The following is a 13,317-nucleotide window of genomic DNA, read 5'->3' as shown; positions in this document are numbered from 1 at the left end:
CGATGCACTGAGTTGTCCGACGGACAGCCCAGAAAAACGCGTCAACTCTTCGCGACGACGATTTCTTATGATTTGGGTGGCTAGCGCGATTGTCGCGCGTGCAGCCCGGCATTTTGCAGCCGCTTCACCCCTCACGCCACCAGTGCGATCTTCGGCACGGTGGCGACCACCGACTGGTTGCGGCCGTTGGCTTTGGCGGCGTAGAGCGCCTTGTCGGCGGCTTCGATCAGGTCGGACCATTGCTGGCCTGCAAGCGGCCGCATGCTGGCGACGCCGATGCTCACCGTCGTGATCAGCTCGCCTTCGCACCATTGCTGGACCTTGTTGCGGATGGACTCCGCCAGCTTGAACGCCTCGAGCGCGGTCATGTTGGGCAGCAGCACCGCAAATTCCTCGCCGCCGAACCGTGCCGGGCAATCCCCGGCGCGGCGCACTGCGTCGGAAATGCAGATCGCGATTCCGACCAGCACCTGGTCGCCGGCCTGATGCCCATAGGTGTCGTTGTAGGCCTTGAAATGATCGGCATCGATCATCAACAGCGCGACCGGCTGGCCGTGCCGACTGGCCCGGCGCCACTCGCGCTCGATCTCGCCGTCGAACTTGCGCCGGTTCTTCAGGCCGGTGAGGGCGTCGGTGGTTGCCAGTTCCTCGAGCTTGTCCTCGGCGTCGGCGCGGCGGACGATCTCGCGGGCCAGCACCAGCGTTGCGCTGAGCACGAACAGGATCAGCAGCGCCATGATCACACCGATCCGGACCGCTTCGGTGCGCCAGAGGTTGAACACGGCTTCGAGCGGCTTGCCGACCACGACGTAAAGCGGCCCGGCACTGCTGCGCCTGACATAGAGCCGCGGCGTGTCGTCGACCGGTCCCTTGCCCGAAAAGGCGCCGCCCACCTTCAGGTTCTCGGCCTTCCAGGCCAGCTCCTCCGCCAGGTTCTTGCCGATCACATCGAGATCGAACGGCGTCCGCATGATGATGGTGCGGTCGTTGCGCAGCACGGTGATGGTATCGCCCGGCACGAGGTTCAGCCGCCCGAACAGATCATGGAAATAGCTGAAGCGGATCGAGCCGACCACGATACCGAGAAAGCGGCCGTCGTCGCCGACGATACGCCGGCTCAGCACGATGGCGTACGCGCCGCGATGCAGCATCGGCCGGCTGATATACAGCCCGGTGTCGGGGTGGTCGCGCTGGATGGTGAAATAGTCCTCGTCGCTGCGGTTCTCCGGCCGCGGATCGAGGCTGGCGGCGTCGATGGTGAGATTGCCCTCGGCATCGAACACTTGGATCGCGCCGAAATGCTGTGCGGTCGCGGCGTGATCGAACAGGATCAGCTGGCGCAGCTCCTTGCTGACGCTGCGGATCTCCGGCATTTCGAGATTGCTGGCGACTGCGCGCAGCGACAGGTCGTAGAGCTCGATGTTGCGGCTGACGTCGGCCTCGATGCCTGACGCCAGATTCTCCAGGGTCCGGCGCGCCAGTTGCTCCTCGCCGCGGCGCATATCCAGCATCACGCCGGTGCAGACTGCGGAGAAGCCGAGGACGGTCGCGACCGACGAGGCGATCAGCAGCTTTGCCGATAGCCGCCAGCGCCGCCTTGCGTCCTTTCGCCGTCGAAATAGCATGTCCCGCTCCAAAGCGCCGTCATGCATTGGGAAATCTTGTTGTCGCCTTAAATGGCGACAGCGGCCGCCGAATGGGTTAACGGGTGGTTGCCGAACCTCATCTATTGCCATCGAGGACGTTGTGAACGACTACGACCCGCTGCGGGATTACCTGAAGAAGCAGCATCTGCCCGAATTCGTGCTGACCTTCGACGAGATCGAGGCGATCATCGATGCGGCGCTGCCGCGCGCCGCGCACCGCGCGTCGTGGTGGGAAACCCAGCGCAGTCCGCAAGAGAAGATGCCGCAGCGTGAGGCCTGTCTCGAGGCCGGCTACATCGCCACCCGCCAGGCCGACGGCAAGAGCGTCAAGTTCAAGAAAATCCCGAAGCCGCGCTGAGGCGCGAAGCGACGCCACGCCCTGGTTTGTCATCGCCCGCGAATGCGGGCGATCCAGTATTCCAGAGACGTCGGAGTGATACGGACAAGCCGCGGCGTACTGGATACTCCGCTTTCGCGGAGTATGACGTCCGCGAGCGGGCTGGCAGAGTGCCTTGGCTCAGGCCTAGCTGGCGGCTTCCAGCCGTTCCTCGGTGAGCAGCCGCGTGGCGGCGTCGGCGTCCATCGGCTCGCCGAAGGCGAAGCCCTGGGCGTATTCGCAGCCGAGCTGGTAGAGCTCGACGGCATCCGAATCCGTCTCGGCGCCTTCCGCGACCACGTCCATGCCGAGATCGTGCGCCAGCGCGATGATCGACTTCAGGATCACCGGGCGGGTGCCGCGGCTCGTGGTGCGGACGAAGGACTGGTCGATCTTGATGGTGTCGAATGGGAACCGCTGCAGATAGGACAGCGAGGAGTGCCCGGTGCCGAAATCGTCGAGCGACAGCCCGGTCCCGAGCTCGCGAATCCGCGCCAGCATCTGGGCGGCGTGCTCCGGATTTTCCATCACGAGCGATTCCGTCAGCTCCAGCTTCAGCGTGCCGCGCGCCACCGAGGAGCGCGACAGCACGGTGCGGATGTCGTGGATCAGATCGTGGCGCAGCAATTGCCGCGACGACACGTTGACCGACGCGAAGATCGGCTCGCGCGCGCGCATCGCGCGCTGCCACACCGCGAGCTGGCGCGCGGTCTGGTCCATCACGAACATGCCGAGATCGACGATCAGGCCGGTCTCCTCGGCGACGTTGATGAATTCCGACGGCGACATCCGGCCGAGCTTGGGATGGTCCCAGCGCGCCAGCGCCTCGAAGCCGGCGATCGCGCGATCTTCCAGCCGCACGATCGGCTGGTACAGGATCGTGATCTCCTGCCGCTCGATGGCGCGGCGCAGGTCGCTCTCGAGCGTCAGGCGGTCGGTCTTCCGCGCCCGCATCGCCGGCTTGTAGACGTCGATGCGGTCGCCGCCGATCCGCTTCGAATGATACATCGCAAGCTCGGCGTCCTTGATGATCTCGTCGGTCAGCGGCGCGGCCGGATCGGACAGCGCAAGGCCGATCGAGGCGGTCAGGAAGATCTCGCGGTCATTGAAGGCGATCGGCGCGCGGATGGTCTTGCGGATGGTCTCGGCGAAATTGGTGATCCGCGCCGGGTCCTGCTCCGACAGCAGGATCAGGCCGAACTGGTCGCCGGCCATCCGTGCCAGCGTGTCCTGCGGCTTGAGGATACGGGTCAGCCGCCGCGCCAGCGTCAGCAGGATGGAATCGCCGACCGCGATGCCGACGGAATCGTTGACCTGCTTGAAGCGGTCGAGGTCGATCACCATCAGGGTCGGCCGCAGGTTCGGCATGGTCTTGGCGAGGTTCGCCACCGCGCTGAGGCGATCCATGAACAGCTTGCGGTTGGGCAGGCCGGTCAGATTGTCGTGTACGGAGTCGTGCAGCATCCGCTCTTCGGAGTTCTTGAACTCGGTGACGTCGGTCAGCGTCCCGACCACGCGCGAGACCTCGCCGTCGGAGCCGACCACCGGCCGCGCCTTCAGCGCGAACCACATGAAGTGGCCGTCGGGCGTGCGCAGCCGGAAATCCTGCACCAGGCGGCCGCGGCGCTGGTCGAGCACGCTGTCGAGCGCGGCGCGGAAGCGGTCCTGGTCGAGCGGGTGCAGCACCTCGAGCCATTTCGCGGCGGGGCCTTCCAGCGTGCCGCGCTTCAGCCCGAGCAGGGCCTCGGTCTCGGGGCTGGTGAACACCTTGTCGGCGGAGACGTCCCAGTCCCAGATCAGATCGCCGGAGCCGGTCAGCGCCAGCGCGCGGCGCTCGACATCGGAGACGACGCCGGTGGTGGCGCCGCCGCCGGCGAAGGCGTGCTGCATCACCGTAAAGCCAATGAGCATCACGATCAGCACCAGGCCGCCGAGCAGCGCGGGACCGACGATGTCGTTGGTGACCGAGCCGGCAACGGTCATGCCGGCCGCGACCACCCAGACCACCAGCAGGAACCAGGTCGGGATCAACAGCACCGCGCGGTCGAAGCCGTGGGTCGAGAGATAGACGATCAGCGCGAAGCCGGCGAAGGCGATCATGACCAGCGACATCCGCGCGATGCCGGAGGCGACCGCGGGATCGAACAGCGCCAGCGCCACCAGCGAGCCGAGGAAGAGCAGCCAGCCGATCGTGATGTGCGAGTAGCGGACGTGCCATCGACTGAGATTGAGATACGCGAACAGGAACACCAGCAGCGTCGCCGCGAGGATCGCCTCGCCCGCCGCGCGCCAGACGCGCTCGGCGTTGTTCGACATGTCGAGCACCTTGCCCCAGAAGCCGAAGTCGACGCCGATATAGACCAGCACCGCCCAGGCCAGCGCCGCGGCGGCCGGGAACATGATGCTGCCCTTGACCACAAACAAAATCGTGAGCACGAGCGCGAGCAGGCCCGAAATGCCGATCACGATGCCCTGGTACAGCGTGAACGAATTGACCTTGTCCTTGTAAGCGTCGGGTTCCCACAGATAGAGCTGCGGCAGCTTGTCGGTGCGCAGTTCCGCGACATAGGTGACGACGGCGCCGGGATCGAGCGTGATGCGGAACACGTCGGCGGTCGGGCTTTCCTGCCGCTCGGGACGATCGCCGACCGACGGCGTGATGGTCGCGATGCGCGACAGGCCGAGGTCAGGCCACAACAGGCCTGATGACACGATGCGATAGTGCGGTGCGACGATCAGGCGGTCGAGCTGGTCGTCAGTGTTGTTCGCGAGCGCGAACACCACCCAGTTCTGGCCGCCTTCGCGGGCGCGAACTTCGATGCGGCGGACGATGCCGTCGGTTCCGGGAGCGGTGGAGACCTGGATGCGGTCGGTTTCACTGCGCTGATGGTCGAGAACCGCCGTCAAATCGATCGCCGGCGCATCGCTGCGCACGCTGACCGCGTCGATCGCATACGCGGCAGGCGCAGCGGCAAACATCATGAGGCCCAGCGCCAGCAGCGCAAGGCACCTGATCAGACGCAATGTCAGTACTCCGCGATCGACAAACTGCCCGGGCCCGGCGACCGGCCCGGAGGTGGCGCGATAAATGACACGAAAGCGAAGGGAATCAAAGGGTTTCCGCCCCTGCTTCCATGGCGAGAGTTAAACCACCAACACAATTTTGCCAATATGTTCGCTGGTCTCCATGCGGCGGTGCGCATCGGCGGCCTTTTCCAGCGGGAATGTGCTGTCCATCAGCGGTTTGACGCGTCCTTCGCGCAGCAGCGGCAGCACCTTTGCCTCGATTGCCGCGACCATCGCCGCCTTGTCCGCATTACTACGGGGGCGCAGGGTCGAGCCGGTGTGGTGCAGCCGCTTGACCATCAGCTTGGCAAAATTGGCTGTGGCCTTCGGTGTTCCCGACAGGAACGCGATCTGGACGATGCGGCCTTCGACGGCGGCGGCGTCATAGTTCCGGTCGATATAGTCGCCGCCCACCATGTCGAGGATGACGTTGGCGCCGGCACCGTCGGTCGCCTTCTTCACCGCCTCGACAAAGTCCTCGGTCTTGTAGTTCACCGCGTGATCGGCGCCGAGCTTGAGGCAGGCGTCGGCCTTGTCCTGCGAGCCGACGGTGACGATCACCTTGGCGCCGAAGGCCTTGGCGAGCTGGATCGCCATCGTGCCGATGCCCGACGAGCCGCCGTGAATCAGCAGCGTTTCGCCGGCCTTGAGCGCGCCGCGCTCGAACACATTGTGCCAGACCGTCATCAGCGTTTCCGGGATCGCGCCGGCTTCCTGCATCGACAGTGAGGGCGGCACGGTCATCGCCTGCGCGTCCTGCGCGATGCAATATTGCGCGTAGCCGCCGCCGGCGACGAGCGACATCACCTTGTCGCCGATCTTGTGCTTCGCACCTTCGCCGAGCGCGACCACTTCGCCGGCGATCTCGAGGCCGGGCAGGTCGCTTGCGCCGGGCGGCGGCGGATACGAGCCGGAGCGCTGCGCGACATCAGGACGATTGACGCCGGCGGCCGCGACCTTGACCAGGATCTCGCCGGCCTTCGGCACCGGCAACGCGCGGGTCTCGGGCACCAGCACCTCCGGGCCACCGGGCTTGCTGATGGCAACGACGGTCATTTGCGCGGGCAGATTGGGCATGATGTGTCCCTGGTCAGTGGAGAGGATTGGCGGATGGCATACCGCCTTTTCCAACGAAGCGAAACGCCGTTAAGCCCCGAACCGGGCCGTCAGGTGGTCTGTTCTCTCAGGCGTGATTTTCTCGACCAGCGGCCGGGTCTTGCGACCGCTGTCCTGTCCCCACACTCCGGCAGCGCGACGAGTGAACCATTGGCCAGCGTGGACACGCGCCAGATGTTGCGCGCGCACCAAAGTCACTGCAAAATTCTCCTGCGCGCGGATATTCACTTTCTCTGGCCGCAACGCGCCAGATCACATCGCCGGGAGGACACATGCCGATCGAGGATGAGGACCGGCCGCGGAAGAAGATCAGCCACGAGATCGGACAGGATCTCTCGCTGCTGTCGGTCGAGGAATTGACCGAGCGCATCGCGCTGCTCACTGCCGAAGTCGATCGGTTGAAAGAGGCGATGACGAAGAAGCGCGCGTCGAAGGACGCGGCGAATTCGTTCTTCAAGTCGTAGGTCGCGCCAGCGACATTGCTCCCACCTCCCCTTGAAAAGGGGAGGTCGCTTTGCTCGTCAGAGCAAAGCGGGTGGGGATCTGCTCTCACCACTTGCACCGTTGGCTGCGGCTGACCCCCATCCCGACCTTCCCCCTTTCAGGGGGAAGGAGAAGAGACACCGCCCGGGTGACGCGTGATCCGGGCCACGCATCTCGCGCACCTGTCCCAAACTCGGTCACTGGCCGACATGGCAAACAAAGCCTGAAGAAATCCGCTCATTTACGATCGGTTAAGCTTTCTCGATTATGACTGCATTGTCCTCGTTTGGACACCGAGTGGCTCCTGTCCACTCTGTTTGACGCCTCCCTGTTATCAACTTCAAAAGCCGCCGGAAACGGCGGCTCTTTTTTGTGCGTCCTATCCCTTGGAAACCATAAATCCGGTTGCGGCTGGACTCTTCGGCGCGCCCGCGCAATGATTTGTTCATCATAAGCTGGCGCGTGAGATGCCAGCGGGCGTTAAGATGGTGTGAGGGCGTTAACCATGGCGGATCGTTCCCAGAACGAAGCCGGGCTTGTGCTGTTCAGTGAGCGGCTGACCAATTCTGCGGCATTCGGCGTGCTGTTCCGGGAAGGCATGGACCTGGTCGAGCAGACCGCCGCCTATCTCGACGGCGACGGCCGCACCGAGGCCAAGGCGCTGGAACGGTCTGTCAGCCTGACCTATGCCACCGAAAGCATGCGCCTGACCACGCGGCTGATGCAGCTCGCGTCGTGGCTGCTGCTGCATCGCGCGGTCAAGGAGGGCGAGATGACGCTGACCCAGGCCAATCGCGAGAAGACCAAGGTGAAGCTCTCGGCCGCCGATCCCGGTCCGGTCGATATGGTCACCAAGCTGCCCGAGCAATTGCAGCAGCTGATCACCCGCTCGATGGATCTGCAGGCGCGCGTCCGCCGCCTCGACACCACGATCCACGCGCCGGCGCCGGATCGCTCGACGATCGGCAATCCGCTGGTGCCGCAGCTCAACCGCCTCAAGGCTGCGTTCGAGCAGTGAGATCGGTGCCGAGCGGTTTCGCTGGCGCAATCCGCTCCGCCTTGCCGGGGACGATCATTGGACACATTTTTCCTCGCCTGGGTCATGCTCGGATGGCTGGTCTTCGCATGGGCCCTGCTGCGGATGATCTGGGCTGCGTACGTGGCCGGCGACCTTGGTTGGTCATCGTACTTCGGCGGCACTTTCTTGCTGGCTGACTACAACCGTAAGCGCTTTCGCATTCTACTTTGCGCCTTTGGTTGGTTCATGTTTGGTGCGATCCTCTACAATGTCCTTCAACCCACAGCACCTTCCGAACCAAGGGTAGGGCATGTCGGGAAATAGCGGGTTTACAGCGTGTTCTCTCGGCGAAAGTCGCTCATAGCCGCAGCCGCTTCGGCCGTGCTCCTTGCGGCCGCAATTGGCGAAGCTAGCAGCCAGCCGGCCAACCACCCTGAGCCCAAAACTCCTGCGGAAATGGCCGAGGCAATCGCTCATTCTATTAACGCAATGGCTCACGAGTCCCGCGCGAAGGTGCCGAAATACGGCGACCCCGCCGATCGCCTTCGAATCTGCGACGTCGCACGACAACGTCGTCGATGTGCATTACAGGGCGAATGATGCGGGAATGCTTCCTCGCAACAAGGCCGAAGGCGAGGAGGAGCGACTTCGATTTGCCGGCAGGTTTTGCTTCGATCGCCGCATATCGCTGTTTCAAAAGAATGGAGTGGTGATCCACCGAGTCCTTTTCGCGCCCGATAATGGCGCCCCCTTCGAATTCACTATCGATCAATCGACGTGCACTGCGCTGATAGAGGACGCCAAAGCGCGCGCCGAATCCGCCAAGCGAGCGGCAGGGCCGGCGCCGAACTCGCTAACCGAGCCGAAGCGCGTGCACACCATGACCATTCGGCCGGAGCAGACCGAGCAAAGATAATTCAATCGGCATCGAGCCGCGGCTGACCAGTCGATGCCCTGGCCCGCCGCGTCGATCGGCTCTGATCCAGGATGGTGCGTAACCGTATCGCCGCCGTCTCCAGCTCCTCCGGTTCGAAGCCGCCGAAGCCGAGCATGAGGCCGGATCGAGGCGCGGCCTCATACATCGATGAGATCGGCCGCACGACGATGCCGTCGGCGAGCGCGGCCTTCGCCAATTGCACATCGTCGAAGCGCCGCGGCAGCCACAGCAACAGATGCATGCCCTGGTCGCTTGGTTGCAGCGTGACGTCATCGGGCATGTGTCGCTCGAGCGCCGCAATCAGTGTCGCGCGCCGCCCGGCATAGACGCCGCGGATGCGCCTGATATGCGCTTCGAACAGCCCCTCGCGCATATAGGCCGCCAGCACATGCTGGTCGGCGGTCGGTGAGTGCCGGTCGAGCAGGGCGCGTGCGCCGGCGAAGGCGTCGATCAGCGGCGAAGGCGCCACGACATAGCCGAGCCGCAGCGAGGGAAACAGCACCTTGCTCAGCGTGCCCAGATAAATCACCCGCGACGGCGCAAGGCCCTGCATCGACGGAAAGGGATGGCCGGCATAGCGCAGCTCGCTGTCGTAATCGTCCTCGACGATCCACGCATTGCTTCGCTGCGCCCAAGCCACCAGCGCGTTGCGGCGGGCCATGCTCATCGGCATTCCCAGCGGATATTGATGCGAGGGCGTCACGAACGCCGCGCGCGCATGCGGGGAGGCCGCGATGGCGGCCTCGACGTCAATGCCCTGCGCATCGACGGGAACGCGCGTGGTGACGAGATCGAGATCGTCAAGCACCGCCGTCATGCCGGGATAGGCGGGATCCTCGGCCCAGACGCGATCGCCCGACGACAGCAGCACGCGGCCGGCGAGATAGAGTCCCTGTTGCGTGCCGGCCGTGATCACGACCTGCCCCGGCTCGCAATGCACCGCGCGGGATTTGCGCACATAGTCCGCGATCGCCTGCCGCAGCTCCATCAGGCCGCGCGGATCGCCGTAGCTCGCCGGCGCCGCCGCCCGCGATGCACGCACACGGTTGCCGAGGCGGCGCCAATTGTCGTCAGGTGCGACCGCGCCACCGGGGACTGCGATCGCAAACGGGATTTCGGGCATCGGCGTGAAGGCCGCCACCACTTTGGCGAGCCGCATCGCGCGCGGCGGCAACTGGATCGGTGCGGGCTTGTCGGGGCCGCGACCAGCCGACGGGCGAACGGGCTGCGCCTGTTCGGCAAGCGTCGGCGCGACGCGGGTGCCGGCGCCGATCTGTGCTTCCAGATAGCCCTCGGCCTGCAACTGCTCGAAGGCTTCCGCGACCGTGCCGCGCGCGACGCCAAGCGAGGCCGAGAGCGCGCGGGTCGACGGCAGCAATTCCCCGGCCTTCAGTTCTCCCCTCGCGATCGCGGCGCGCAAGGCTTGGGCTATCTGCCGTCCGACCTGTCCGGCGGCGCGATCGACCGCGCCGAGCGAAGGGATGCTGATCGTGGCGCGCAGGCGAGGCATAGTGGACCAGTCATTATGATCGAAAGTGGCTCTTATCATAGGCCACTTCGGCGCTATTGTGCGAGCAGCAATTGATGAGGTCTGCCAGAGGTCTGCCATGTACCTGCCGCCGCATTTCAAGATGGAAGAGCTCGGCCCGATCCACGCCGCGATGCGGGCGTCACGGCTGGCGACGCTGGTCACCGCGACCGCGGATGGACTGATCGCAACCCCGCTGCCGCTGATCCTCAATGAGAACGAGGGCGACTACGGCACGCTGTACGGCCACGTCGCGCGGCCCAATCCGCAGTGGAAGCTGCCTGCGGTCGGCGAGGCGATGGCGATCTTCATGGGCCCGGACGCCTATGTGACGCCGTCCTGGTATGTGACCAAGGCCGAGCACGGCAAGGTGGTGCCGACCTGGAATTACGTCGCCGTGCACGCCTATGGCGCGGCCGTATTCTTCGAGGATGCCGACCGTCTGCTCGAAGTCGTGACGCGGCTGACGGCGCTGCACGAGAAGTCGCGCAAGGAAGCCTGGCAGGTCAGCGATGCGCCCGATGATTTCATCAAGGCGCAGCTGCGCGGCATCGTCGGCTTCCGGATGCCGATCACGCGGATCGACGCCAAGAAGAAGATGAGCCAGAACCGCAAGCTCGAGGATCGCGCCGGTGTGATCTCGGGGCTCGAGGCCAGCGACAATCCGACTGATCGCGAGGTCGCGGCGATGATTCCGGCGAATTAGGGCGAGATGAGACTGCTTCGAGCCGCGGACTTCGCTTCACCTCGCCCCGCGTGCGGGGAGAGGTCGGAACGCATCGTCAGATGCGTTCCGGGTGAGGGGGAGTCTCCGCAAACGCAGCTATCACAGAATGCGCGGAAGCAGCCCCTCACCCCAACCCTCTCCCCGTAAGAACGGGGCGAGGGAGCGCAGCGCCGTCGCTATTCGATCCGAACTCAGCACGGCTAGACGAGACGAAAGCCTTCGATGGAATTGTACCTCGCCTTCGCGATCACGACCGCGACCTTTGCGCTGATCCCAGGTCCCGCCATGCTCTATGCCGCGGCCCGCACCCTGGCGGGCGGCCGGCGTGCGGGACTGATGGCCTCGCTCGGCCTGCATCTCGGCGGCTATGTCCATGTCATCGCGGCCGCCGCCGGCCTCGCCCTTCTGTTTCACGCTGTGCCGCCGCTGTTCACGGCGATGAAGCTTGCCGGTGCGGCCTATCTGGTTTGGCTGGGCCTGTCGCTGTTCCGCGATCGCGACAATACGAAGCGTCCCACGCTTGTGCCGCTCTCGGTCGAGCGCGCTTTCGTGCAAAGCATCGTCGTCGAGGTATTGAATCCGAAGACCGCGATCTTCTTCCTGGCGTTCCTGCCGCAGTTCGTCGATGCGTCGGCGAGCCTGCCGGTCTGGGCCCAGCTGTTCCTGCTCGGTACGATCGTCAATCTGACATTCTCGGCGGTCGATATCGTCTGCGTGCTTTTCGCCAGCGCCGTGATGTCGAAGCTGCAGCGCTCGCGCAGGTCGCAGCGGATCATGCAGCGGATCGGCGGCAGCATGCTGGTCGCGCTCGGCGCGCGGCTCGCCTTCGGGGATCGCTAAGGGCAGCCATTGTTCATTAGCGTCACGGCGTCACTCAACGCTTCGCCTTCGGCGCTTCGAACGGCATCGGCAGGCCAGCGCCTGTATTGATCTCAGAAACGGCAAGTAATCGGCGGAAATAGTTTCAACCCTCGGTAGCGCAATTCGCGATCTATGCTACCCTGGGGTTCTCGGGGCGGCTGTTCCGGCCCGGATTTGGGAGGGCAAGTCATGAGATTGTCGTCAGGCTTTGTCGCGCCTTCAGCTGCCGCCGTCTTGTCGACCGTGTTGCTGTGCGGTCCGGCAGCGTCACAGACCGATTCCGCCAAGCCGCTTCCGTCCATCACGGTCGAAGCGCCGAAGCCGGCGGCCCGGCCAAATCGCCCGACGCAGGTATCGCACCGCAGATCGCGAACCGCCCAGACGTCATCGTCGACCACGCGAGCGGCATCGCCGGCGCCGGATACAGTCCTGGGCAGGATTGCCGCGCTGGAGAAAGTCGCCAGCAATTGCAACGGTGGTTGCGAGTCGAGCATGCCGCACGGCAAGGACCCCTGGGTTGGCTGTAGCGAGTCGGCTGGCGGACAAGCATATGGACCGTTCTCGTCGACGTGCCGCGACAACCTGACCTACAAATCCTATGTCGATTGCGTCGAGACCAAATGGTTCCTGGGCGAGTACCGAAACCGAGCCTGGTGGCTGTGCAGCAGCCTGCAGGCCGCAGGGAAGTTCAAGGTCGCCGAGCTCAAGCGAGCAAGACATCCGCGATAAAGCATGATCCGGAAAAGCGCGAAGCGGTTTTCCGAAAAGATCGTGCTCGAACAGAGAGCCAAAGCGCGATGACGATTCAACCTGATCTCATCGCGCTTAGCGGTGTGTGCTCAAAAAATCCGGAAGTCCGAAGTCGAGGACCATGAGCTCCTCATCGTAGTACCTGTCGTCATACTTTGAGGCCTTTGTCTCTACGCCATAGTCTCGAAAGCCCACGCTTTCATAGAGATGCCGGGCAGGTTGGTTGTCTCGGACGACGCTCAACTGGACGAGTTCGACATTTTCACGCGCTGCGTCCAGCACCGCGTTCAACAGCAGACGTCCGATGCCGAGGTTTCTTGAGGCCGGTCGAACGTACATGCCGAACAGCCTGCCCTTGTGAGCATTCGGTCGCCCTTCCTGGATGGCGAAGCCTGCTGTCCCGACAAGTTCGTCGTCCCGAAACGCCCCCATGATGTGCGCGTTTTCAAGCCGGCTCCCGAACCAGGTCACGTCCAACCTGTCCTCCAGCTCAAAGGTGCTTCGCAACAATTCTGGATTTGCTCTTAGCGCTTCCAGGCGGATTGCCTTGAAAGACGCCGCATCGCCTGACCTCAGGCGTCGGATCGCAGCGCTCATGCACGAGCTTTCCATTTCGCATTTCGTCATTCTCGACCTTAGCGGGCAATGACTGGCTGTCACAAGGTCGGAACAACGTCTCCTCTTGATGCTGTGGACGGCTCCTCCACGGGCACGAGAGTGCCAAGGAGTGGGCGCCGATTGAGGCTCCCACGATTCGGAGGAGCAGCCTATGCAGTCAATTTCGACGATCGGTCTGGATATAGCGAAGT

Annotated in this window: 13 protein-coding genes; 8 read left to right on the top strand and 5 right to left on the bottom strand. The window is 64.2% G+C overall.

Going from position 1 to position 13,317, the window contains the following annotated elements:
- Nucleotides 1-131: 131 nt before the first annotated feature.
- Complete coding sequence (locus FNJ47_RS26025) at nt 132-1,625, bottom strand: sensor domain-containing diguanylate cyclase (RefSeq protein WP_163158243.1); 1,494 nt, start codon at nt 1,623-1,625, stop codon at nt 132-134.
- A gap of 121 nt (nt 1,626-1,746) precedes the next feature.
- On the opposite strand from FNJ47_RS26025, the gene FNJ47_RS26020 reads away from it, so the two are divergent.
- Nucleotides 1,747-2,004: a DUF7662 domain-containing protein gene (locus FNJ47_RS26020; protein ID WP_163158241.1), complete on the top strand. Its 258-nt coding sequence runs from the start codon at nt 1,747-1,749 to the stop codon at nt 2,002-2,004.
- 165 nt (nt 2,005-2,169) lie between these two features.
- On the opposite strand, the gene FNJ47_RS26015 is transcribed toward FNJ47_RS26020, so the two are convergent.
- Together FNJ47_RS26015 and FNJ47_RS26010 are read right to left on the bottom strand one after the other, a co-directional pair.
- Complete coding sequence (locus FNJ47_RS26015) at nt 2,170-5,046, bottom strand: EAL domain-containing protein (RefSeq protein ID WP_163158239.1); 2,877 nt, start codon at nt 5,044-5,046, stop codon at nt 2,170-2,172.
- A gap of 120 nt (nt 5,047-5,166) precedes the next feature.
- The gene (locus FNJ47_RS26010; protein WP_163158237.1) at nt 5,167-6,165 is read right to left on the bottom strand and encodes an NAD(P)H-quinone oxidoreductase; all 999 of its coding nucleotides are present in this window, start codon (nt 6,163-6,165) and stop codon (nt 5,167-5,169) included.
- 311 nt (nt 6,166-6,476) lie between these two features.
- Here FNJ47_RS26010 and FNJ47_RS26005 point away from each other — a divergent pair, with 311 nt between their 5' ends.
- The 4 genes from FNJ47_RS26005 to FNJ47_RS25990 all read left to right on the top strand — a co-directional run bounded on the left by FNJ47_RS26005 (nt 6,477) and on the right by FNJ47_RS25990 (nt 8,621).
- Entirely contained in the window at nt 6,477-6,668 is a 192-nt protein-coding gene (locus FNJ47_RS26005) for a DUF1192 domain-containing protein (protein ID WP_163158235.1), read from the top strand.
- Between the two features lie 524 nt (nt 6,669-7,192).
- Nucleotides 7,193-7,705, top strand: a complete 513-nt coding sequence (gene rcdA, locus FNJ47_RS26000) for a protease adaptor protein RcdA (protein WP_163158233.1) — start codon at nt 7,193-7,195, stop codon at nt 7,703-7,705.
- A 57-nt stretch (nt 7,706-7,762) separates the two neighbouring features.
- Entirely contained in the window at nt 7,763-8,029 is a 267-nt protein-coding gene (locus FNJ47_RS25995; RefSeq protein ID WP_163158231.1) for a hypothetical protein, read from the top strand.
- A gap of 283 nt (nt 8,030-8,312) precedes the next feature.
- A complete protein-coding gene (locus tag FNJ47_RS25990) occupies nt 8,313-8,621 on the top strand; it encodes a hypothetical protein (RefSeq protein WP_163158229.1) in 309 nt (102 codons plus the stop codon).
- Nucleotide 8,622: 1 nt separating this feature from the next.
- Here the strand turns inward: FNJ47_RS25990 and pdxR are convergent, their stop codons facing one another.
- Nucleotides 8,623-10,152 carry a MocR-like pyridoxine biosynthesis transcription factor PdxR gene (gene pdxR / locus FNJ47_RS25985; RefSeq protein ID WP_163158227.1) on the bottom strand — a complete coding sequence of 510 codons (1,530 nt, stop codon included), beginning with the start codon at nt 10,150-10,152 and terminating at the stop codon, nt 8,623-8,625.
- 97 nt (nt 10,153-10,249) lie between these two features.
- Here pdxR and FNJ47_RS25980 point away from each other — a divergent pair, with 97 nt between their 5' ends.
- The 3 genes from FNJ47_RS25980 to FNJ47_RS25970 all read left to right on the top strand — a co-directional run bounded on the left by FNJ47_RS25980 (nt 10,250) and on the right by FNJ47_RS25970 (nt 12,487).
- On the top strand, nt 10,250-10,876 hold the full coding sequence (locus tag FNJ47_RS25980; protein ID WP_163158225.1) for an FMN-binding negative transcriptional regulator: 627 nt from the start codon (nt 10,250-10,252) through the stop codon (nt 10,874-10,876).
- Between the two features lie 243 nt (nt 10,877-11,119).
- Complete coding sequence (locus FNJ47_RS25975; RefSeq protein ID WP_163158223.1) at nt 11,120-11,737, top strand: LysE family translocator; 618 nt, start codon at nt 11,120-11,122, stop codon at nt 11,735-11,737.
- 210 nt (nt 11,738-11,947) lie between these two features.
- Nucleotides 11,948-12,487 carry a hypothetical protein gene (locus tag FNJ47_RS25970; protein WP_163158221.1) on the top strand — a complete coding sequence of 180 codons (540 nt, stop codon included), beginning with the start codon at nt 11,948-11,950 and terminating at the stop codon, nt 12,485-12,487.
- Between the two features lie 96 nt (nt 12,488-12,583).
- Here the strand turns inward: FNJ47_RS25970 and FNJ47_RS25965 are convergent, their stop codons facing one another.
- Nucleotides 12,584-13,105 (bottom strand): GNAT family N-acetyltransferase, encoded by a 522-nt coding sequence (locus FNJ47_RS25965; RefSeq protein WP_163158219.1) that lies wholly within the window; start codon nt 13,103-13,105, stop codon nt 12,584-12,586.
- Between the last annotated feature and the right edge of the window lie 212 nt (nt 13,106-13,317).

The organism is Bradyrhizobium uaiense (genome assembly GCF_010811875.1).
Classification (GTDB): Bacteria; Pseudomonadota; Alphaproteobacteria; order Rhizobiales; family Xanthobacteraceae; genus Bradyrhizobium; species Bradyrhizobium uaiense.
Note: the sequence above shows the minus strand (reverse complement) of the source record. Positions and strands in the feature narration are given on the sequence as shown.